Below are 22,007 nucleotides of genomic sequence, written 5' to 3' on the forward strand. Positions count from 1 at the left end.
GTTTCCCGGCGTTGTCCGGGTCCATTATTCCAATCGGGAGTTCGCGCATGGCCGTTGCCTCCAGCGCCTACAAAAAGGCTCTCACCGGTGAGAGCCAGAACAAGCAGGTGCTGCTGAAGATCGACCGCGTCACCAAGAAGTTCGACGAAACGGTGGCGGTTGATGATGTCTCATTGAGCATTCACCAAGGCGAAATCTTTGCCCTGCTCGGCGGGTCCGGCTCCGGCAAGTCCACCTTGCTGCGCATGTTGGCGGGCTTCGAGCGCCCCACCGAAGGGCGGATATTTCTCGACGGCCAGGACATCACTGACATGCCGCCTTACGAGCGGCCGATCAACATGATGTTCCAGTCCTATGCGCTGTTCCCGCACATGACCGTGGCGCAGAACATCGCCTTCGGTCTGAAGCAGGATGGACTGTCGAAGAGCGAGGTGCAGACCCGCGTCGACGAGATGCTCACCTTGGTGCAGATGAGCCAGTACGCCAAGCGCAAGCCGCATCAGCTGTCCGGCGGCCAGCGTCAGCGTGTCGCGCTGGCCCGCTCGCTGGCCAAGCGACCGAAGCTGCTTTTGCTCGATGAGCCCATGGGCGCGCTGGACAAGAAGCTGCGCTCGCAGATGCAGCTGGAGCTGGTCCAGATCATCGAGCGGGTCGGAGTGACCTGCGTGATGGTGACCCACGATCAGGAAGAGGCCATGACCATGGCCGAGCGCATCGCGATCATGCACCTCGGTTGGATCGCTCAGGTCGGCAGCCCGATGGACATTTACGAAACGCCAGCGAGCCGCCTGGTGTGCGAGTTCATCGGCAACGTCAATCTGTTCGACGGCGAGCTGATTGAGGACCTGGAAGACCATGCTGTGATCGCCTGTCCTGGCTTGGACAATCCGATTTACGTCGGCCACGGCATTAGCACCCGGGCCCAGGACAAGCAGATCACCTACGCCATACGGCCGGAAAAGCTGCTGATCGGCACCGAGCTGCCTGACCTGCAGCGGCCCGGCTACAACTGGGCCAAGGGCGTCGTCTACGACATCGCCTATCTGGGCGGCCACTCCGTCTATTACATTCAGCTGCCGTCCGGCGGCATCCTGCAGGCGTTCATGGCCAACGCCGAGCGACACGTGAAGCTGCCAACCTGGGAGGAACAGGTGTTCGTCTACTGGTGGGACGACAGCGGCGTGGTGTTGCAGGCATGAGCCGCTCACGCCTGAACCCGGGGCGTCGACTGGTCATCGGCGTTCCCTTCCTCTGGTTGGCGCTGTTTTTCCTGCTGCCGTTCGTAATCGTGCTGAAGATCAGCTTTGCCGAAGCCGATGTGGCGATTCCGCCCTACACGGAAGTTTTTGCCTACGCCGAGCAGCAGCTGCAGATCATCATCAACCTGGGTAACTACGTCTTCCTCAGCGAGGACGATCTGTACTGGGCGGCCTACGCCGGTTCGCTGCGCATTGCGTTTTTCAGCACGCTGATCTGCCTGCTGGTGGGCTATCCGATGGCCTACGCCATCGCTCGGGCGCGCAAGGACCTGCAGACGGTGCTGCTGCTGCTGATCATGATGCCGACCTGGACGGCGATCCTGATTCGCGTCTACGCCTGGATGGGCATCCTCAGCAGCAACGGTATTCTCAACGGCCTGTTGCAGGGCCTGGGCCTGATCGACGAACCGCTGCGCATCCTCAACACCGACCTCGCCGTCTACATCGGCGTGGTGTATTCCTACCTGCCGTTCATGATCCTGCCGCTCTACGCCAACCTGGTGAAACACGACCTCAGCCTGCTGGAGGCCGCGTCCGACCTCGGCGCGCGCAACCTGACCAGTTTCTGGAGGATCACGGTGCCCCTATCCAAAAACGGCATCATCGCCGGCTGCATGCTGGTGTTCATTCCGGTGGTGGGCGAGTTCGTCATCCCCGAGCTGCTCGGCGGACCGGAGACGCTGATGATCGGCAAGGTGCTGTGGCAGGAGTTCTTCAATAACCGCGACTGGCCGGTAGCGTCTGCACTGGCGGTGGTGATGCTGGCGATCCTCTTGGTGCCGATCATTCTGTTCAACAGGAACCAGACCAAGGAACTGGAGGGCAAGCTATGAAGCGTTACAGCTTTTCCAACCTGATCCTGGTGCTCGGGTTGTTGTTCATCTACCTGCCGATGGTGCTCCTGGTCATCTACTCCTTCAACGCCTCACGGCTGGTGACGGTGTGGGGCGGCTGGTCGCTGAAGTGGTATGCCGGGTTGCTGGACAATACCCAGCTGATGGGCGCAGTCATGCGTTCGCTGGAGATCGCTTTCTACACCGCTATTGCCGCAGTGGCACTGGGCACCATGGCCGCCTTCGTGCTGACGCGGATCCCCAACTTCCGCGGCCGCACCGTGTTCGGCGGTCTGGTCACGGCGCCGCTGGTGATGCCCGAGGTGATCACCGGTCTGTCCTTGCTGCTGTTGTTCGTGGCCATGGCGCAGCTGGTCGGCTGGCCTGCTCAGCGCGGCATCGTCACCATCTGGATCGCCCACACCACCTTCTGCTCGGCCTATGTGGCGGTGGTGGTGATGGCGCGTCTGCGCGAGCTGGATCAGTCCATCGAGGAGGCCGCAATGGATCTGGGGGCGCGCCCCTGGAAGGTGTTCTTCCTGATCACCATGCCGATGATTGCGCCATCCTTGGCGGCGGGCGGCATGCTGTCCTTTGCCCTGTCGCTGGACGATCTGGTTCTGGCCAGCTTCGTCTCCGGTCCAGGAGCAACGACGCTGCCAATGGAGATTTTCTCGGCGGTGCGCCTGGGTGTGAAGCCTGAAATCAACGCCGTCGCCAGTCTGATCCTGCTGGTGGTGTCGCTGGCGACCTTCATTGCCTGGTACATCGGCCGTCGCGCCGAAAAGCGCCGTGTGCGGGCGATGCGCCAGGCGATGGATGACAGCCATGCCAACCCGACCTGGCGTCAGGTGATCGACAGCCGCAAGGTGATGACGCCGCCCTCGGCGCACAGCTGATGGCGCTGGCGGTCAGCGATTATCCGCTGACCGCTGGTTGGCGGCGGCTTCAGCCGCCGGCGAAGGCCCCCAGTCACAGAAACAACCCACCGCGAGCGAGTGCGTCGCCTTGACCTGGCGGCCAGCCAGCACCGCTTCGAGGATGGGCTCGATGAAACTGTTGTCGGAGCTGCACACGGCCCCTTCGCTGTAGGGGCCGATGTAGATCAGCCGTCCACCGGCATCCCAGATCCCCACTGCAGGACTGGCAGGCAGGCTGCTGGCCCCCGGCAGATTAGCGAGCGCCTGCAGACCGCCCAACTGGTCCGGCAAACGGCCCTGGCTACCCGGCTTTTGCAATGCATAAAAGCTGACGCCCCGCTCACCGAAGCGTTGCAGCAGCTCGGCCAGGTGTTGCTGATTGCCGGCGTTGCAGGGACAGGCTGGATCCCAGAAGTGCACCACACGAACCGGCCCGGGACCGCTCAGCGACTCGGGCAATGCCAGCTGGTCGCCCGAGAACAGCTCGGCCCGCTCGGTCTCGAAGGGTCGCAGGTAGCGTGCATCGAACCACCAGAAGGCGGCCAGCATGGCGCCACCCCAGAGCAGGGCAACGAGTGCCGCGATCAGATACTTGTTGCGTACGGACATGACGGAGCTCTTGGATGGATGCGCCAGCTTGCCACGTCGCGCTGCAGAGCTGAATATTCTGTTTACCCCTAGCAAGAAAACCGCTCATGCCTTCGCGAATCAATCCCGACGCGCTCCGCGCGCAGTTAAGCCCGCTTCGCCACACCGCAGACCTGACCGCCGATGCACGCTTCTATCAGGCCTATTACGGGCTGGATCTGCCTCACCACGGCGGTATCCAGCGGCACCTGGGGCGCTTTCAGGTGCACGGCTATGAGGTGGTGGCTCAGGCCTGGTATCCCGAACAGCCGGTGGCGACGCTGCTGGTGCTGCACGGTTACTACGACCACATGGGCCTGTACCGGCACGTGGTGGATTGGGGGTTGCGCATGGGCTTTGCCGTGCTCGCCTGCGACCTGCCGGGGCATGGACTGTCCAGCGGGCCACGTGCCAGTATCAACGAATTCGAGGAATACCAGGCGGTGCTGCAGGGCCTATTACACGAAGCTGCTGCGATGGAGCTGCCGCAACCCTGGCATCTGCTGGGCCAGAGCACGGGTGCGGCCATCGTGCTGGATTACCTGCTGTGCCAGCCGGTGCACCCTGCGCTGGGACAGAGCATTCTGCTGGCGCCCTTGGTGCGGCCGCGGGCCTGGGGATGGTCACGCTTCAGCTATGAGGTGATGCGGCGCTTCGTCAAACAGATCCCGCGGCGCTTCAGTGAAAACTCGGGCGATCCGGCGTTTCTCCAGTTCATCCAGTCCAGCGATCCGCTACAGCCGGATATCTTGCCGACTGCCTGGGTGGGCGCGCTGTCACGCTGGATTCAGCGTATCGAAGGCGCGCCCGCCAGTCCGCACAGTCCGCTGATCGTTCAGGGGGAGGCCGATATGACGGTCGACTGGCAACACAACCTGCCGGTCCTGCAAGACAAGTTCGCCGCTCCGGAAATTCTTCGGCTGCCCTCGGCGCGGCATCACCTGGTCAACGAGCAGGAAGCCTTGCGCCGGGAATACTTCGGGTTTCTCAGTGAACGCTTGAAGTAGATTGGGGCGCTGGCTGGAAGAACGCCTAAGCCTGAGTCTCGTTGCCGCTCACGCCGACTGCGAGCCCGGCACGCAGGGCCTGTAGGGCTGCGCTGTAATAGCGCTGTCCGACTTCTGACTGGGCGAACTGGACGAATTCCTCCAGTTCGGCGTCGGAGAGGTCGCGATAGATGTATAGCAGCGTGTTGTCCAGATCGCTCTCGACCTGCTGCTGCAGACGCTCGCGCTGGCTTTCCAGCAGCCCCTGCGCCTGGCCACCGCCAAGCAGGCCCGGAATCATCTGGCTGAGGCTGTCGGCCGCGACGCCAGCCAATGCCAGACTGACCTCCGCCCCGGCTTCGGCGGCGGGTATCGCCTGAGCCAGATGGCGGATCAGCAGCTGCCGGTTGCTGCCGGCTTCGATGCGCGGGATGCCGTTTTCGTATCGAGCCAACTGCTCGCGGCGGCCGGCCAGGGTCTCGGCGGCGACCACCTTATGGCCTAGCGGCGACTGGAAAAAGTCCAGCGCTGGTTGCGGATTGGCGAGGTTGTCGCGCAACGCCTGCTTGGCCCGCTGATCGATGGCGTTGACCGCGAAACGGCGGTTGCTGTTCGTTACCAGCGCCTGGTAAACGGCCGGCGGCAGAGTGTTCTTGTAGCGTTGTTGAGCGGCCGTCAGGGCATCGCTGAAATTGGCGCGTTGTTCGGTCCAGCCGGCGGTTTCGTACAGCTCGTCGTAGGTGTCTGCGAGGGTGCTGCAGCTGAAGGCAAGTAATACACAAGCGATTAAAGCGCGCATGGAAGCTCCTGTTGGCGGGCAGTTTATTTTCAGCGCCCTGACGGCTGCTGTCGAGGCGCGAAAGCGCTGCTGCTAGACTCCGAAACAATCCTTTCGGAGTCTCTTCCTTGCAGTTCGATCCCATCATTGACGACCTCGCCGAGCATGGCTGGTCGCTTCGTCATTCGTTCCTGTCAGACGATCTGACCCTCGGTTTGGCAGCAGAGTGCCGCAAGCGTGAGGCACAGGGCGCCCTGGCCCCGGCGGGCATCGGCCGCGGCGACGCGCTAACCATTCGCGAAGGCATCCGTGGCGACCAGATTCAATGGATCGAGCCGGGCCAGTCACCCTTATGTGACCGCTATCTGGAGCTGATGGATGGGCTTCGACAGCGCATGAACCAGACGCTGTTTCTCGGCCTGGAAGAGTTTGAATGCCATTTTGCCTTGTATCCGCCGGGCGCCTTCTATCAGACGCATCTGGATCGCTTCCGCGATGACGACAGCCGCTGCGTTACTGCGGTGGTCTACCTCAACCCGGATTGGCATCCGGCTGATGGTGGCGAGCTGCGCATGCATTTCGCTGACGGTTCTCAGCGCGACATCCCGCCGCTTGCGGGCGATTTGCTGGTTTTCCTGTCAGGTGACTTCCCTCACGAAGTCTTAGTCACCCATACCGACCGCCTTTCGCTGACGGGCTGGTTTCGCCGGCGTCCTGCGGATGTGCTCGCGCTGTAGTGCAGCGCAAAAAAAAAGCCCGGCGCGAGCCGGGCTAAAGGGAACGGTTTGACCGATGTGCTTTACATGCCAAGCAGGTTTGGCAGCGCCAAGGAGATCGACGGCACGTAAGTGATGATCATCAGGAAGCTCAGCAGCAGCGCGAGCCACGGCATCACGGCACGGATCACCTGAGTTACCGGCATGCCGGTAACTGCCGAGGCGACGAACAGGTTCAACCCCACCGGTGGTGTGATCAGGCCGATTTCCATGTTCACTACCATGATGATGCCCAGGTGAATCGGGTCGATGCCCAGCTCTATGGCGATCGGGAACAGGATCGGTGCCAGGATCAGGATGATGGCCGACGGTTCCATGAAGGCACCGGCGACCAGTAGAACGATGTTCACTACAAGCAGGAACATCCACGGCTGCAGGCCGGCCTCGAGCACCATGGCGGTGATCTGCTGCGGGATCTGTTCAGTCGTCAGCACGTGCGCGAACAGCATGGCGTTGGCGATGATGAACATCAGCATGATCGACAGCTTGCCCGACTCCAGCAGCACCTTGGGGCAGTCGCGAAGCGTCAGGTCCTTGTAGACGAACAGCGCGACGAACGCCGAGTACACCGCCGCCACCGCAGCCGCTTCGGTCGGGGTGAACATGCCCGAGTAGATGCCGCCAAGGATGATCACCATCAGCAGCAGGCCCCAGACCGCCTTGCGTGCGGCGGACAACCACTCGCGGAAGGTCGCCCGCGGCAGCGCAGGCAGGTTCTTTTTCACGGCAATGATGTAGATCGCCACCATCAGCCCGAGACCCAGCATCAGGCCCGGCACCACACCGGCCATGAACAGCTTGCCCACGGAGGTTTCAGTCGCGGCGGCGTACACCACCATGACGATCGATGGCGGGATCAGGATGCCCAGCGTACCGGCGTTACAGACGATGCCTGCGCCGAATGCCTGGGGGTAGCCCGAGCGGACCATGCCGGCAATCGCGATGGAGCCGACCGCAGCAACCGTGGCTGGCGACGAACCGGACAGGGCGGCGAACAGCATGCAGGCCAGTACGGCTGCGATGGCCAGGCCGCCGCGGATATGGCCGACGCTGGCATTGGCGAAGTCGATGAGCCGCTTGGCGACGCCACCGGTGGTCATGAACGCGCCGGCCAGCAGGAAGAACGGGATCGCCAGCAGGGTGTAGTGCTCGGACGTCTCGAACAGCTTGATCGCCAGCGAGGTGACCGAATCCGGGCTGAACAGCAGGATGGTCAGCGAGCCGGCCAGTCCGAGGGAAACGGCCACCGGCACGCCGATGAACATCAGCGCGAAGAGCGCAACAAAGAGGAACAGGATAGTCATTTACTTCGGCTCCTCTGCACCCAGTTTCGCAGCTTCGGCGGCTTCGTCAGCCAGGCCGAGGCCGGTTTGCTCGTTGCGCAGGATGCGCACGAAGATTTCGGCGAAACGGATGAACACCATGGCGAATCCGATCGGCACGATCATGCCGATGTGCCATTGCTTGACCCCGAAATGACCGAGGTCTTCGGCGCCGATGTCAGCGGTGAACAGCGCCGAGATCCAATTGAAGCTGGCAAACACAAACAGGCCTGCATAGCCGAGGCAGAACAGGCAGGCTACAAAGCCGATGTAGCGCTGGACGTGGCGCGGAACCAGTTTGACCAGCGCATCGATGCCGATGTGGCCAGCGGTACGCACACCGTATGCCAGGCCGGAGAAGATCAGCCAGGCGAACAGCGCCTTGGTCAGTGCCGTGCTCCAGGTCATCTCTTGCGCCAGACCAATGGTGAAGTCACCCATGGCGAAGAACAGATCGCTTGCGCCTTCATAGCGATCGCCGAGGCTGTAGAACACGGTGTAAAGGTTGTTCAAGACCACATAAACGAAGGTCACCAATGTCATGGCGGCCAGAAGGAAGGCGATAAACGCTTCTTCGAAGTGGTCCCAGACGCGCCAGAGGGCGTTCATGGATGACATCTCCTGATGGATTGCATTGTTTCGGTGGGCGTACAGAACGTGCGCCATGAGCCGGTCGGGTGACCGGGTGACAGAACAATGAAAAACTCTTGTTTTACAGGCCTCTGGTACGGGATCGCCGCGCCGTTGATATTGCCTGACTGGGTTGTCTTTTCACTGGTCTGTCGATGTCGCGGGTATTGCTCTATTCGGGACGCGGAGGGCAGCTTGTGGCTGCCCTCCGGCAAGGCTTACTGAGCCTTGTTGGCTTCTTCGGCGGCCTTGATCAGGTCAGCGCCGATGTCGTTCTCGAACTTGCTCCAAACGGGCTTCATGGCCTCGCGCCACTTGGCACGCTCTTCCGGAGTCAGAACGAGAATTTCGGTGGTGCCAGCAGCCAGGATGTCCTGCTTGGCTTTCTGGTTCAGGTCATCGGCCTGCTTGTTCACCTCAACGGTGACCTCGTCGATGATCTCGTCCAGCTCGGAACGCACGTCTTCAGGCAGACCTTCCCAGAACTTGGTGTTGGTGATCAGCATGTAGTCGAGCAGACCGTGGTCGGACTCGGTGATGTGCTTCTGCACTTCATGCATCTTCTGCGAGTAGATGTTCGAGTAGGGGTTCTCGGCACCGTTGACCACGCCTGTCTGCAGGCCCTGGTAGACCTCGGCGAAGCTCATCTTGCGCGGGTTGGCGCGCAGGGCCTTGAACTGCTCGTCCAGTACGGCGGAAGCCTGTACGCGGAACTTCAGGCCGCGGGCGTCTTTCGGCTCACGCAGTTCCTTGTTGGCAGACAGCTGCTTCATGCCGTTGTGCCAGTAGGCCAGGCCGGTAATGTTCTTGTCTTCCATCGAGCTCAGCAGCTTCTGGCCGGCATCGCTCTGCTGGAAGCGGTCAACCGCCTGAATGTCGTCGAACAGGAACGGCAGGTCGAACACCTGAACGCCCTTGGAGTAATGCTCGAACTTCGCCAGCGACGGCGCGATCAGCTGTACGTCGCCCAGCAGCAGTGCTTCCATTTCCTTGCCATCGCCGAACAGGGACGAGTTCGGGTAAACCTGAACTTCCACCTTGCCGGGCAGACGCTCTTCAACGAGCTTCTTGAACATGATGGCACCCTGACCTTTCGGGGTGTTCTCGGCAACCACGTGGGAGAACTTGATCAGGATCGGGTCGGCGGCCTGGGCCAGGCTTGCCATACCGAGGGACAGAGCACAGGCGAGCGCAGTAGCAGTCAGCTTGAACATTGTTGTGTTTCCTCTTGTTGTGAATGAGCACCCGCATTGGGAAAGGGCGCTCGGCTGAAACCAGCAAGACAAGTCTAGGCGTAATTGATTACATCGTTGCGCCGCACGACGGCCCGGCTTGCCGATCCATGGATTAGCGGGAGCAAGTGCTGTGCCAGAAATGGCAGCGGCCTCCCGTGCCGCGGGAGTTTACTCGTATGATGGCAAAATACTGACGAGTATTTCTCAGCTAGGCCGCTCTAGCCTGCAGGTTCTATACGGATGCCCGCGCCATGGGCGGCTGGCCGTGTTGCAGCCAGAAAACACGCGCCGCGAGATTGTCGGCAGGCAATGATGGGAGGGCGACCCCGATCATAGCCGTGAGTTGGCGGGAAACCGCCACCTATTCGCCCTCGTCGGGCGGGGTTCCGCCAGCATCGTTGAACACCAGGCCATGCTTACGAAGTTTGTCGTGCAATGTCTTACGCGGCAGCCCCAGAGCCTCGGCAACACTGCGCAAGGAGCCATGGGGCCGCGCCAGTTCGGCCGCGATCAGGGCGCGTTCGAACGCGTCCACCTGCTCACCAAGCCCGTTGGCTGCGCCGGCGCCGCTGACGTCAGCAGCGCGAGCGTGATCATCGAGGCCCAAATCAAGCCCGAGCGCGAAACGTTCGGCGGTGTTCTGCAGCTCACGCACGTTGCCCGGCCAGGCATGCCGGAGCAGCTGCGCCCGCTGCTCAGGGCGCAGCTCACGGATTGGCAGGGCGTGGCGGTTGGCGGCGGTTTCGGCAAAATGCTGGAACAGGAACAGCAAGTCTTCGCTGCGTTCGCGCAGCGGCGGGATACGCAGAGGGGCGACGTTCAGGCGGTAATAGAGATCGGCGCGGAAGCGCCCCTGGTCGGCGGCCTGGCGCAGATCCTCCTTGGTCGCAGCGATCACCCGGATGTCCAGCGGGATCGACTGATTGCCGCCCAGGCGCTCGACGATGCGTTCCTGCAGCATGCGCAGCAGTTTTACCTGAACGTCCAGGCTCATGCTTTCGATCTCGTCGAGAAACAGGGTGCCGCCGTTGGCGAACTCGAACTTGCCGATCCGGCGCTTCTGCGCGCCGGTGAAAGCGCCGGCTTCGTGCCCGAACAGCTCGCTTTCAACCACCGACTCGGCCAGTGCCCCGGCATTGATTGCCACGAACGGCCCGTTGCGACGGCTGGAAAGGTCGTGCAGCGCGCGCGCTACGACCTCTTTGCCTGCGCCGGTTTCGCCAAGGATCAGCACGTCTGCCTGGGTCCCTGCGAGCGCACCGATCTGCTCACGAAGGCGTTGCATGGCCGATGACTGGCCGAGCAGCCGGGTCGACAGCTGCTGACGGTCGGCCAGTGCCAGCCGCAGACTGCGATTGTCGAGAACCAGTTGGCGCAGGGCGAGGGCGCGGCGCACGCTGTCGAGCAGCGCCTCGCTGGGGAAGGGCTTCTCGAGGAAGTCATAGGCACCGGCCCGCATGGCTTGAACCGCCAGCTGGATATCACCATGGCCGGTAATCAACAGAACCGGTAGTTCGCGGTCGATTGCGTGCAGTTGTTGTTGCAGCTCCAGGCCGTCTATACCGGGCATGCGGATGTCGCTGACCACCACGCCGCCCCAGTCCTGGGGCAACATGCCCGGCAAACCGCGCGCATCACTCAGACTGAGCACTTTGAGCCCGGCGAGATCGAGGGTTTGGCTCAGCGCCTTACGCAGATGGGGATCGTCATCGACCAGGATGACCTGAGTCTGCGGGTCGATCGGGTGGGTCATGCTAGTCCTCGCTCGGAAAGGCAACGCCGGGGTCGGCGCAATGCAGATAGAGACTGATCTGCGCACCGCCCTCGGGATGGTTGGCCAGAATCAGTTCACCGTCCAGGGCGCGGGCCAGGGTATCGCAGATGGCCAGTCCCAAGCCCAGCCCCTGAGCGCTGGTCTTGGTGGTGAAGAAGGGCTCGCGAGCACGTTTCATCGCCTCGTCGGAAAAGCCCGGTCCGTTATCGCGCAAGGTCAGCAGCACGCCCTCGCCCTGGCGCTCGGCGCGCAGCCAGATGCGCCTCACCGGCGGGCGTTCGACCAGGGCGTCCAGCGCGTTGCTCAGGAGGTTGGAGATGATCTGCCGCAGGCGCGTCTCGCCGGCCTGTACCCAGAGCGTGGCGTCCGGCAGGTCGCGAATCAGTTCGACGCCCATGGCCTGGCGCCGCTTGGCCAGCAACGCCAGCGCGTCGTCCAGCGCCGGCTGCAGCGCGACCCGCTCCGGTGCATGACGGTCGCGTCGAGCAAAGGCGCGCAGATGAGCAATGATCGAGGCCATGCGCGCGGTCAGCTCGCTGATCAGGCGCAGATTATCGCGAGCCTCGTCGTTTCGCTGCTGGTCGAGCAGGACGCCTGCGTTTTCCGCATAGCTGCGAATCGCCCCGAGCGGCTGGTTGAGTTCGTGGCTGATGCTGGCGGACATGGTGCCAAGCGCCGAGAGTTTGCCGGCCTGAAGCAGCTCGTCCTGGGCACGGACCAGCTCTTGCTGGGCCTGCTCGCGCTCCAGCACTTCTTCCTTAAGCCGGCTGTTCAGCGCTTCCAGATCGTAGGTCCGCTCCTGTACACGTCGCTCAAGCTGCTGGCGCGCCTTGGCATCCAGGGCGATGCGCTCGAGATAATGACGGCGCCGCTGCATCAGCAGGCCAAGCAACAGCAAGAGCGCGGCGAGGGTGGCCGCGCCGATAGCGACGACCGTCTGCACGGGGCGCTCGACCAGGCTGATCGGTGCAAGGATGCGCACCGTCCAACCGGTTTCCTTGAGTTCGCGGCTCTGGATCAGCCAGGTATCGATATCGAGCGTCAGATCCCGAGGTTTGAGCGTGGGGTAGGGACGTTCAGACGCGATCTGCTCGCGCTCTTCAATATCGAGCGCGCGGCTGGCGCGAAACCGCCATTCCGGTTTCGAGGTAAGGATCACCACGCCGAAACTGTCGGTCACCATCAGTTGCTCGGGCGTGCTGCCCCAGAGCGTTTCGGTATGGTCCAGATCCACCTTGACCACCAGCACGCCGAGGACTTCGTCACCGTCACGGACCGCAGCCCCGAAATAGTAACCGCGCTTGCCCGAAGTGGTGCCGAGGCCGAAGAAGCGGCCCAGCTCTCCGGCCATGGCCTCTCTGAAATAGGGTCTGAAGGCGAAGTTTCGACTGACGAAGCTGTCTTCTTCGTTCCAGTTCGATGCCGCCAGCGTGTTGCCGTCGGGGGCCATCAGATAGATGACGTCGGCGCCGGTTTCCTTGCGCAGCTGATTCAGAAGGCGGTTGGCCTGGTCCTTGGCAGCCGGGTTGTCAGGCTGGCGCAGCGCCGTGCGCAGGGTCGGCAGATCACCAAGGATGCGCGGCAGCACTTCGTAACGGCGCAACGAGCCGAGCAGGTTGGCGACGTAGAGATCGAGCGTCTGGCGGTTCTGCTCGATCAGCTCGTTGCTGTAATAACTTTTGGCCAGCTGTTGCAGGGGCCAGAGCAGCGGCGCCAGCAACAGTGCAACCACGGCCAGGTTGCGCCAGCGAGGGCGGCGGGGGGAATCGGGTGAGGTCATGCAGATGCGCCTGTGGTTCGGGCGCCATTATGCACGTCCGGCCAGCTTTGGGGCTTGCGGCTGGTTGAGCGGTGCAGTCAACTCTACCGGCGATGCCAGCCTCTCGGTGCTATCAGACGCTTTGCGCAGCAGGAACGGCGTGCTCTTCACGGGCATGGGGCTTATCGCCAAGGCATTGCTGCAGGGCGGTTTCCCAGTTCGGCAAGCTAATCTGCCAGTCGTGCTGCAGGCGTGCGCAGTTGAGGCGCGAGTTGAGCGGGCGCTGAGCTGCCGTGGGGTAGTCGGCAGACAGGATCGGCTCGATCCTTGCGCGCAGCCGGCCCTGGTTCTGCAGGTGCTGAGCGATATGACAGGCGAAGCCGTACCAGGACGTCTCGCCGCTCGCGGTCAGATGATAGAGCCCGCCGGGTCCACCGCTGCCAGAACGTCGCTTTCGTACGATCTCTGCGGTGACTTGCGCGATAGTGCCTGCCCAGGTTGGCGCACCGATTTCATCATCGACCACCGACAGCGCGTCGCGCTCCTGTAGCAGGCGCTGCATGGTCAGCAGAAAGTTGCGGCCATGCAGCGAGTAGACCCAGCTGGTGCGCAGGATAAGGTGATCCCCACCTACAGCCTGAATCGCCTGCTCACCGGCCAGCTTGCTCGCCCCGTATACGCTCAACGGAGCTGGCAAATCCTCTTCCCGGTAGGGTTCGGTCTTGCTGCCGTCGAAAACATAATCGGTGGAGTAATGGATCAGCGGTACACCCAGGGCTGCCGCTTCCTCAGCGAGCACACCCGGGCCGGTAGCGTTCACGGCGAAGGCTCGCTCGCGGTCGCCTTGTGCCGAGTCCACTGCCGTATACGCGGCTGCGTTGACGATCAGATCGGGGCGTAGCAGACGAACCTGTCGACGGATCTGTGTCGGTTCGGCCAGGTCGAGCAGCTTATGACCCAGCGCGAGGACTTTCCCTTCACCGGCCAACGCCAGTTGCAGCTCCCGAGACAGTTGCCCCGCGCTACCGGTGATCAGGATTTTCATGCAAACAGCTCCGCTTCGCTGAGTACCTTGCCGTCGATATCTTTCTGGGAAAGCTGGGGCGGCTCGGTGAACGGCCAATCGATACCGACCTGCGGGTCATTCCAGAGCAACGAGCGCTCGTGGGCTGGCGCGTAGTAGTCGGTGGTCTTGTAGAGAAACTCGGCGCTCTCGCTGAGCACCACGAAACCGTGGGCAAAGCCTTCCGGGATCCACAGCTGGCGCTGGTTCTGCGCGCTCAGATGGACACCAACCCAGCGGCCGAAGCTTGGCGAACTGCGGCGCAGGTCAACCGCGACGTCGAACACTTCGCCCGCCACGACGCGTACCAGTTTCCCCTGGGGCTGCTGGATCTGGTAGTGCAGCCCGCGCAGCACGCCGCGCTGGGACTTGGAATGATTATCCTGGACGAAGCTGCGCTTGAGGCCTGTCGCGGCCTCGAAGGCTGCGGCGTTGAAGCTTTCGTAAAAGAACCCCCGCTCGTCGCCGAACACCTTCGGTTCGATGATCAACACGTCAGGAATGGCGGTTTCGACGACCTTCATGCGTCTTCACCTGCCAGCTTGAACAGGTACTGGCCGTAGCCGGTCTTGCCCAGGGCATCGGCGCGCTGCAACAGCTGATCGCGGTCGATCCATTTGTGCTGATAGGCGATCTCTTCCAGGCAGGCAACTTTCAGGCCCTGCCGGTGCTCGATGGTCTGCACGTACTGCGACGCTTCCAGCAGGCTGTCGTGGGTGCCGGTGTCGAGCCAGGCGAAACCGCGACCGAAGCGTTCAACATTCAGGTCGCCGCGTTTGAGGTAGACATTATTGACGTCGGTGATCTCCAGCTCGCCGCGTGGCGAGGGCTTGATCGACTTGGCGATCTCGACCACGTCGTTGTCGTAGAAGTACAGCCCGGTCACCGCATAGCTGGACTTCGGCTTCGCCGGCTTTTCCTCGATGGATAGCGCTTTGCCGGTCTCGTCGAAATCGATCACGCCGAAGCGCTCCGGGTCTTTGACCCAGTAGCCAAAGACTGTGGCGCCTTTTTCCTGCGCTGAGGCGCGCTGCAGTTTCTCGGTGAAGTGCTGGCCATGGAAGATGTTGTCGCCGAGGATCAGGCACACCGAGTCATCGCCGATGAATTGTTCACCAATCAGGAAGGCTTGGGCCAGACCGTCAGGAGAGGGCTGTTCGGCATAGGAGATGCTGATGCCGAACTGGCTGCCGTCGCCCAGCAGGTTGCGGTACTGGGGCAGGTCCTGCGGGGTGGAAATCAGCAGGATGTCGCGGATCCCGGCCAGCATCAGCACCGAGATCGGGTAGTAGGCCATCGGCTTGTCGTAAATCGGCAGCAGCTGCTTGGATACGCCGAGGGTGATGGGGTGCAGACGGGTGCCGGAGCCCCCGGCGAGGATGATTCCTTTCATGCGTTCTCCAGCGCGCCGAGGCGCTCACGTTGATAGCTGCCGTCCTGGACGCGACGGCACCATTCGAGGTTGCTCAGGTACCACTGCACGGTCTTGCGCAGGCCGGTCTCGAAGGTTTCCTGCGGGACCCAGCCCAGCTCGCGCTCGATCTTGCTGGCATCGATGGCGTAGCGCAGGTCATGGCCTGGCCGATCCTTGACGAAGGTGATCAGGTCCTCGAAACGCTCAAGACCTTCTGGTTTCCCCGGTGCCAGTTCTTCGAGCAGGGCGCAGATGCCGCGCACCACGTCGATGTTCTTCTGTTCGTTGTGGCCACCAATATTGTAGGTCTCGCCGACCTGGCCTTCGCTGACCACCTTGAACAGGGCGCGGGCATGGTCTTCGACGAACAGCCAGTCGCGTACCTGGGTGCCGTTGCCGTAGACCGGCAGAGGCTTTCCATCTAGCGCGTTGAGGATCACCAGCGGGATCAGCTTCTCGGGGAAGTGATAGGGCCCGTAGTTGTTCGAGCAGTTGGTGATCAGAACCGGCAGCCCATAGGTACGCTGCCAGGCCCGGACCAAGTGATCCGAGGAGGCCTTGCTCGCGGAATAAGGCGAGCTGGGCGCGTAGGGCGTGGTTTCGGTGAACAGGTCATCGACGCCGTGCAGGTCGCCGTACACCTCATCGGTGGAGATGTGGTGGAAGCGAAAGGCTTCACGGCGCTCGGCTGGCAGGGACTGCCAATAGGCACGCGTCGCCTCGAGCAGCTGGTAAGTCCCAACGATGTTGGTCTGGATAAATTCGGCCGGGCCGTCGATCGAGCGGTCGACATGGGATTCGGCGGCCAGGTGCATGATGGCATCCGGCTGGAATTCCAGCAGCGCTTCACTGACACGTTCGCGATCGGCGATATCGGCTTGAAGGAATTGATAGCGGTCGCTGCTGTGGACTTCGGCCAGCGACTCGAGATTGCCGGCGTAGGTCAGCTTGTCCAGGTTAAGGACGCTGTGCCCGGTGTCTTGGATCAGATGGCGGATCAGAGCAGAGCCGATGAATCCGGCTCCGCCGGTTACGAGAATGCGCATGATTGAGTGGCTTCCTTGGCGCGCTACAGAGCTACAGGCTCTTGGCATGTCGGCAGGATAGACCCGCCGACAATACAAAAATTCCCGTCCATGGCGCTGAGCCTCGAACGGCTGTGAAGGTAACTGAGCGCATTATTCCGGCAAACCGCTGGCCAGAGCGCTGCCCAGCATCGCGGGTCGATTCGCCTGTTTTTGCTAATAGAGTTGCGGTGCATGACACGAACGCGTCTGCGCTCAACCCTGAGGCTGTGACGATTCAACCATAGCGGCGATGCAGGCAATCGGCAGAAATGCAGTAATATCATGGCGATATCAACCTTTGGGTGGCAATGGAATGCACACTTGTAACGAGCAACTCGCCGAGTTTCTGAACATGGCTGCACGCAGCCTGTCGCAACTGAGCGAGGCTTTGACCACCTACTCGTTCGAGATGATGGCCAGTGACGATCCCGCCGTACGTATCGCCAGCCGCCGCATGGTGTCGCGGGTGGCGCAGATCCAATCGAACTTTGATCATCAGCTGCGATTGGTCAGCGCGCTGACCGGCGTCGAGCACGCTGCGGGCGGTTCGATTCTCGAGGTCGAACTGCAGCCGTCGCCCGAGGTGGACCCGTCTACCGGCTACGACCGCTAACGCAACGACTGCCGCAGCCGCGACAGCGCACCGAGAAAAAATACCGCGCCAATTCCCAGCAGCGCCAGCAGCTGTGGCCAGATCATCGAGAGGCCGGCGCCGCGAAAGAGAATGGCCTGCGCCAGCTCAACGAAATGGGTGGTCGGCGCCGCCAGCATGATGTTCTGGATCAGCGCCGGCATGCTCTCGCGCGGGGTCACGCCACCGGAGAGGATCTGCAACGGGATCAGCGTGAGGATCACCAGCAGCCCCAGTTGCGGCATGGAGCGCGCCACCGTGCCGAAGAAAATGCCCATGGACGTGGCAGCAAACAGGTGCAGCGCGGCGCCACCGGCGAACAGCAACAGCGAGCCTTGAATCGGAATGTCGAGCCAACCCTCGACCACGAAGCGCAGGGCGAACGCCGCGGCGACCAGCACCACCAGCCCCATCGCCCAGACCTTGCCCACCATGATCTCGACGGGCGTCACCGGCATCACTAAGAGGTGCTCGATGGTGCCGTGCTCACGCTCGCGGATCAGCGCAGCGCCGGTGAGGATGATCGCCAGCATGGTGATCTGGTTGATCACCTCGTTCACGGCGCCAAACCAGGCCCGATTCAGGTTGGGGTTGAACGCCGTGCGCACCACTGCCTTGACCGGCAGTGCATCGCCGCTGCGGTAGTGTCGGACGAACTCGGCGGTCTCGCTGGCGATGATCTGCTGGATATGCCCGGCGCCCGTGAACGCCTGGCTGACCTGGGTGGCGTCGACATTGAGCTGGATTGTCGGCTGGCGACCGGCCAGTAAATCTGCCTGGAAGTTTGGCGGGATGTTCAGGGTGAAGGTGTAGAGGCCGGCATCCATGCCGCTGTCCATCTGCTGCAGGGTGATGGCCTTGGGCTCGATGAAGTAGGGCAGCTGGAAGGCGTTGATGATACGCAGCGAGGCCTGAGAGCGATCCTCGTCGACCACGGCAATGCTGGCGCGGTGCGGCGCCTCGGGCACGGCGGTGGCGCCTTCATAGATGGCCAGGGTGAACGAATAGATGATCAGCACCAGCATCGCCGGATCGCGGTAGAGGCTGCGCAGCTCCTTGAGGCCGAGCTGGATGATGTTGCTGAGCTTGCGCCGAATGCTAGCCATGCTAGTGCTCCTGCTTGCGCAGGCCGGCGACGCTGAGCAGGGTCAGCAGCGGAATCGCCAGTAGCATCGGAATGAAATAGGGGTACAGGTCGGCCAGGCCCAGTGCTTTGGAAAACACCCCGCGGCTGATGATCAGAAAATGGGTGGTGGGATAGAGTTTGCCGATAAAGGCGCCGGCGCCCTCCATGGCCGAGGTCGGATGGATCAGCCCGGAAAACTGGATGGCTGGCAACAGGGTAACGATGGTGGTGCCAAAAATCGCCGCGATCTGGCTGTTCAGGATCGAGGACATCAACAGGCCCAGCCCGGTGGCGCAGGCCACGTAGAGCAGGGCGCCAAGGCAGAGGGTGAGGATGCTGCCCTTGATTGGAATGCCGAAGACAAACACCGCCAGCAACGCCAGGGTGGCGAAGTTGAACATGCCCAGGGCGATGTAGGGCAGCTGCTTGCCGAGCAGGAATTCCAGGCGGGTGGTCGGGGTGACGTAGAAATTGGTGATCGAACCCAGCTCTTTCTCGCGCACCACGCCGAGGGCGGTGAGCATCGCCGGAATCATCATCAAGAGCAGCGGGATCATCGCCGGCGCCATGGCCGGCAGGCTTTGCACGTCGGGGTTGTAGCGATAGCGGATGGCAACGTCGGCTGGCGCCAGTTGGCCGTCCACGCCGGCTTCGCGGGCCAGTTGTTGCAGGTAGGTCAGATGAATCCCTTGCACGTAACCCTTAATGGTGTCGGCGCGCATGGGCATGGCGCCATCGATCCAGAATGCAACTTCAGGCACGGCCCCGCGTTTGAGGTCGCGGCCGAAATTGGGCGGGATTTCCACCGCCAGGCTGATCTCGCCGCTGCGCAGGCGTGCATCCAGGTCGGCATGGCCGGCCAACGTCGGCTTCTCCAGAAAGTAGCGCGAGCCGGCGATGTTCTGCAGGTAGCGCTGACTGGTGGTGGTCTGGTCCCCGTCGAGTACCGCGTAGGTCAGGTCTTCCACGTCGAAACTGACCCCGTAACCCATGATGAACATCAGCAACACGCTGCCGAGCATCGCCAGCGTTGCGCGGATCGGGTCGCGGCGCAGTTCCATGGCCTCGCGGCGGGTGTAGCTGAGCAGCCGACGCAGGCTGAAGCGGGCCTGGCGGACGCTGGTGCTGGTCGCGTCGAGCGGGCCATGCGTAGCGGCTGGCGCGGCTGCTGGCTGCCCGGCAACGTTGGCTGCGGCGGCTTCTTGCAGGTAGGCGATAAACGTTTCTTCAAGGGTCGGCAGGCCGCGCTTGGCCATCAGCGCCTGTGGTGTGTCGCTGTCGAGCACCCGGCCGGCGTGCATCAACGAAATGCGGTCGCAGCGCAGCGCTTCGTTCATGAAGTGGGTGGAGATGAAGATGGTCACGCCGTCTTCCCGTGACAGCTGCACCAGCAACGCCCAGAAGCCGTCGCGGGCCACCGGATCGACGCCAGAAGTGGGTTCGTCGAGAATCAGGATTTCCGGGTTGTGGATCACGGCCACCGCCAGCGACAGGCGCTGACGCACACCCAGCGGCAAGCGACTGGGCAGGCTGTCGGCCTCGCCGCTGAGGTCGAAGCGCGTGAGCATCTCCTGCACGCGCGGGTCACGCCGTTCGGCCGGCAGGTGGAACAGCCTTGCGTGCAGGTCGAGGTTCTGCCGCACGGTCAGCTCGCTGTACAGCGAGAACGCCTGGGACATGTAGCCGACCCGCTGGCGGGTCTGCATGTCATGCGGGTCCACCGGCTTGCCAAACAGCAGCGCCTCGCCCTCGCTGGCTGGCAGCAGACCGGTGAGCATTTTCATGGTGGTGGTCTTGCCGCAGCCGTTAGAGCCGAGAAAGCCGAAGATTTCACCACGGGCAATGCGGAAATTGACCTGATCCACCGCGACGAAATCGCCGAAGCGCATGGTCAGCCCATGGGCCTCGATGGCAATGCTTTCGCTGAGCGGCTGCGGCGGGATGACCAGTTCACGATGTTGACTGCGCTTGGCGTCCGGCAGCAAGCGGATAAAGGCTTGTTCCAGCGAGTCGCTGCCAGTGCTCGCCAGCAGCTCGGCCGGTGTGCCGGTGGCGAGTGCGCGGCCGGAATCCATCGCTACCAGCTGATCGAAGCGCTGCGCCTCATCCATGTAGGCAGTGGCCACCAGTACGCTCATCTGCGGGCGCTCGTGGCGGATGCGTTCGATCAATTCCCAGAACTGCGCGCGTGACAGCGGATCGACGCCGGTCGTGGGCTCGTCGAGGATCAACAGGTCGGGGTCGTGGATCAGTGCGCAGCAAAGGCCCAGCTTCTGCTTCATGCCGCCGGAGAGTTTGCCCGCCGGTCGTTCGAGGAAGGGCGCGAGACCTGTGCTGCGCGTCAGTTCGGCAATGCGCCAGCGGCGCTCCTCGGCCGCCTGGCCGAACAGGCGACCAAAAAACTCGAGGTTTTCGCGCACAGTCAGCGTTGGATAAAGGTTCTTGCCCAGCCCCTGAGGCATGTAGGCGATGCGCGGGCAGACCCTGCGCCGGTGGCCGGCGTCAGCGATGTCACCGCCGAGCACCTGTAGCGTGCCTTGCTGGAGCTTGCGCGCCCCGGAAATCAGCGCCAGCAGGCTGGATTTGCCCACGCCATCGGGGCCGATCAGGCCGACCATGCATCGCGCGGGCAAACTCAGCGTCAGCTCATCGAGCGCACGCGTCTTGCCGTATTGCAGGCTGACCCCGGCCACCTGCACCACCGAATCGAGCGGCTCGCTCATGGCGCGACATTGATCTGCAGGTCGGCGGGCCACTCGCTGTCAGCGTCGAGTTTCAGATAGGCCATGCCCGGCAGGCCGGTCTTGACCTGCTCCATGTGGCGCTTGAGCAGTTCGGGATCGATACGTGCCTTGACCCGGAACATCAGCTTTTCGCGCTCGCTTTCGGTTTCCACCGTCTTTGGCGTGAACTGCGCCACGCTGGCCACATAGCTGACCTTGGCCGGGATCACATACTGCGGAGCGGCGTCGATCACCAGGCGTACCTCGGCGCCGATGGCCACGCGGCCGGCCTGACGTTCGGGAAGAAAGAAGGTCATGTAGACGTCGGTCAGGTCGACCAGGTTGAGCAGCTTGCCCCCCGCGCCAAGGACTTCACCGGGTTGCGCCACCCGGTATTGCACGCGAGCCACCCGGTCGCTCTTCAATTCGCTGTCACGAATGTCCGCTTGCAGGCGCTCGACGCCAGCCTGCGCCGCCTCGACAGCTGATCGTGCCTCGACTACCTGGGATTTTGCGGCGGCAATGCCGGCGTCGGCAGAAATCACCTGTGAACGTGCGGCGGCCAGGGCCGCCTGGGCGCTTTGCATCGCGGCCAGGTCATCGTCAAGTTGCTGTCGCGCCATGGCGTTGCGTGCGACCAGGGTTTCGGTACGCTGGTGGCGCTTCTGGGCCGCGGTCAGTTCGGCGCGGCGCTGGGTCACCACGGCTTCGGCGGTGGCGCGTTCGCTTTCGCGCTGGGCGACCATGGCCTCTGCGGTAAGGATGGCGTTCTCGCCCTGGCGGACCTGCGCACGCGCCTGGTTCAGTTGCGCCTGGAGTACGTCGGTATCCATACGGGCCAGCACCTGGCCCGGTTGGACGAAATCGCCCTCGTCCGCGAGGATCTCCAGTACCCGGCCGGGGCTCTTGGTGGCGACATCGATTTCGGTCGCTTCGATACGGCCGTTACCCCTGGCGAAACCTTCGCCGAGACCGCTGGGGCGCAGTTCGCTCCACAGCAGCGCCCCGATGACGGCAATCACGGCGACGGCCGCGAGCACCTTGAGGGTGGCTCGGGTGCGTGGCTGACTCATGACTCTGCTCC

20 protein-coding genes are annotated in these 22,007 nt (G+C 62.7%); 6 read left to right on the forward strand and 14 right to left on the reverse strand.

The window, feature by feature from the left end:
- The first annotated feature begins 47 nt into the window (after positions 1–47).
- From potA to CXK96_RS10705, 3 genes are read left to right on the forward strand one after another with little or no spacing between them, the layout of a single operon-like run.
- Complete coding sequence (gene potA / locus CXK96_RS10695; RefSeq protein WP_102836448.1) at positions 48–1,199, forward strand: polyamine ABC transporter ATP-binding protein; 1,152 nt, start codon at positions 48–50, stop codon at positions 1,197–1,199.
- The gene (locus CXK96_RS10700) at positions 1,196–2,092 is read left to right on the forward strand and encodes an ABC transporter permease subunit (protein ID WP_102836449.1); all 897 of its coding nucleotides are present in this window, start codon (positions 1,196–1,198) and stop codon (positions 2,090–2,092) included. Before potA ends, CXK96_RS10700 begins: the two co-directional genes overlap by 4 nt.
- A complete protein-coding gene (locus CXK96_RS10705) occupies positions 2,089–2,991 on the forward strand; it encodes an ABC transporter permease subunit (RefSeq protein WP_102836450.1) in 903 nt (300 codons plus the stop codon). The genes CXK96_RS10700 and CXK96_RS10705 overlap by 4 nt, the downstream gene beginning before the upstream one ends.
- A gap of 12 nt (positions 2,992–3,003) precedes the next feature.
- Here the strand turns inward: CXK96_RS10705 and CXK96_RS10710 are convergent, their stop codons facing one another.
- Complete coding sequence (locus CXK96_RS10710; protein WP_102836451.1) at positions 3,004–3,621, reverse strand: DUF6436 domain-containing protein; 618 nt, start codon at positions 3,619–3,621, stop codon at positions 3,004–3,006.
- 86 nt (positions 3,622–3,707) lie between these two features.
- On the opposite strand from CXK96_RS10710, the gene CXK96_RS10715 reads away from it, so the two are divergent.
- Entirely contained in the window at positions 3,708–4,646 is a 939-nt protein-coding gene (locus tag CXK96_RS10715; RefSeq protein ID WP_102836452.1) for an alpha/beta hydrolase, read from the forward strand.
- Between the two features lie 25 nt (positions 4,647–4,671).
- Here CXK96_RS10715 and CXK96_RS10720 read toward each other — a convergent pair whose 3' ends face one another.
- Positions 4,672–5,424 (reverse strand): hypothetical protein, encoded by a 753-nt coding sequence (locus CXK96_RS10720; RefSeq protein ID WP_102836453.1) that lies wholly within the window; start codon positions 5,422–5,424, stop codon positions 4,672–4,674.
- 107 nt (positions 5,425–5,531) lie between these two features.
- Between CXK96_RS10720 and CXK96_RS10725 the strand changes: the two genes are divergently transcribed.
- Positions 5,532–6,140, forward strand: coding sequence for a 2OG-Fe(II) oxygenase (locus CXK96_RS10725; protein WP_102836454.1), 609 nt, complete (start codon positions 5,532–5,534; stop codon positions 6,138–6,140).
- 62 nt (positions 6,141–6,202) lie between these two features.
- On the opposite strand, the gene dctM is transcribed toward CXK96_RS10725, so the two are convergent.
- From dctM to rfbB, 9 genes are all read right to left on the reverse strand, one after another.
- Positions 6,203–7,483 carry a C4-dicarboxylate TRAP transporter large permease protein DctM gene (gene dctM / locus CXK96_RS10730; RefSeq protein WP_102836455.1) on the reverse strand — a complete coding sequence of 427 codons (1,281 nt, stop codon included), beginning with the start codon at positions 7,481–7,483 and terminating at the stop codon, positions 6,203–6,205.
- Positions 7,484–8,110, reverse strand: a complete 627-nt coding sequence (locus CXK96_RS10735) for a TRAP transporter small permease (RefSeq protein WP_102836456.1) — start codon at positions 8,108–8,110, stop codon at positions 7,484–7,486.
- Between the two features lie 239 nt (positions 8,111–8,349).
- Entirely contained in the window at positions 8,350–9,345 is a 996-nt protein-coding gene (dctP, locus tag CXK96_RS10740; RefSeq protein ID WP_102836457.1) for a C4-dicarboxylate TRAP substrate-binding protein DctP, read from the reverse strand.
- Positions 9,346–9,727: 382 nt separating this feature from the next.
- Positions 9,728–11,119, reverse strand: a complete 1,392-nt coding sequence (locus CXK96_RS10745) for a sigma-54-dependent transcriptional regulator (RefSeq protein WP_102836458.1) — start codon at positions 11,117–11,119, stop codon at positions 9,728–9,730.
- Position 11,120: 1 nt separating this feature from the next.
- Positions 11,121–12,920, reverse strand: coding sequence for a sensor histidine kinase (locus CXK96_RS10750; RefSeq protein WP_102836459.1), 1,800 nt, complete (start codon positions 12,918–12,920; stop codon positions 11,121–11,123).
- 112 nt (positions 12,921–13,032) lie between these two features.
- Positions 13,033–13,944, reverse strand: coding sequence for a dTDP-4-dehydrorhamnose reductase (rfbD, locus tag CXK96_RS10755; protein WP_102836460.1), 912 nt, complete (start codon positions 13,942–13,944; stop codon positions 13,033–13,035).
- Positions 13,941–14,486, reverse strand: a complete 546-nt coding sequence (rfbC, locus tag CXK96_RS10760) for a dTDP-4-dehydrorhamnose 3,5-epimerase (RefSeq protein WP_102836461.1) — start codon at positions 14,484–14,486, stop codon at positions 13,941–13,943. The genes rfbD and rfbC overlap by 4 nt, the downstream gene beginning before the upstream one ends.
- Positions 14,483–15,355: a glucose-1-phosphate thymidylyltransferase RfbA gene (gene rfbA / locus CXK96_RS10765; RefSeq protein ID WP_102836462.1), complete on the reverse strand. Its 873-nt coding sequence runs from the start codon at positions 15,353–15,355 to the stop codon at positions 14,483–14,485. Before rfbA ends, rfbC begins: the two co-directional genes overlap by 4 nt.
- The gene (gene rfbB, locus CXK96_RS10770; RefSeq protein ID WP_102836463.1) at positions 15,352–16,422 is read right to left on the reverse strand and encodes a dTDP-glucose 4,6-dehydratase; all 1,071 of its coding nucleotides are present in this window, start codon (positions 16,420–16,422) and stop codon (positions 15,352–15,354) included. Before rfbB ends, rfbA begins: the two co-directional genes overlap by 4 nt.
- 334 nt (positions 16,423–16,756) lie before the next feature.
- Between rfbB and CXK96_RS10775 the strand changes: the two genes are divergently transcribed.
- A complete protein-coding gene (locus CXK96_RS10775; RefSeq protein WP_102836464.1) occupies positions 16,757–17,056 on the forward strand; it encodes a hypothetical protein in 300 nt (99 codons plus the stop codon).
- Here CXK96_RS10775 and CXK96_RS10780 read toward each other — a convergent pair.
- Genes CXK96_RS10780 through CXK96_RS10790 form a run of 3 tightly spaced genes read right to left on the reverse strand, consistent with a single transcriptional unit; the run spans position 17,053 to position 21,996 of the window.
- Positions 17,053–18,180, reverse strand: a complete 1,128-nt coding sequence (locus CXK96_RS10780; protein ID WP_102836465.1) for an ABC transporter permease — start codon at positions 18,178–18,180, stop codon at positions 17,053–17,055. The genes CXK96_RS10775 and CXK96_RS10780 overlap by 4 nt on opposite strands.
- Position 18,181: 1 nt before the next feature.
- Entirely contained in the window at positions 18,182–20,923 is a 2,742-nt protein-coding gene (gene rbbA, locus CXK96_RS10785) for a ribosome-associated ATPase/putative transporter RbbA (RefSeq protein ID WP_102836466.1), read from the reverse strand.
- Positions 20,920–21,996, reverse strand: coding sequence for an HlyD family secretion protein (locus CXK96_RS10790; RefSeq protein WP_102836467.1), 1,077 nt, complete (start codon positions 21,994–21,996; stop codon positions 20,920–20,922). Before CXK96_RS10790 ends, rbbA begins: the two co-directional genes overlap by 4 nt.
- Positions 21,997–22,007 lie beyond the last annotated feature (11 nt).

Source organism: Stutzerimonas stutzeri (assembly GCF_002890895.1).
Lineage (GTDB): Bacteria > Pseudomonadota > Gammaproteobacteria > Pseudomonadales > Pseudomonadaceae > Stutzerimonas > Stutzerimonas stutzeri_AB.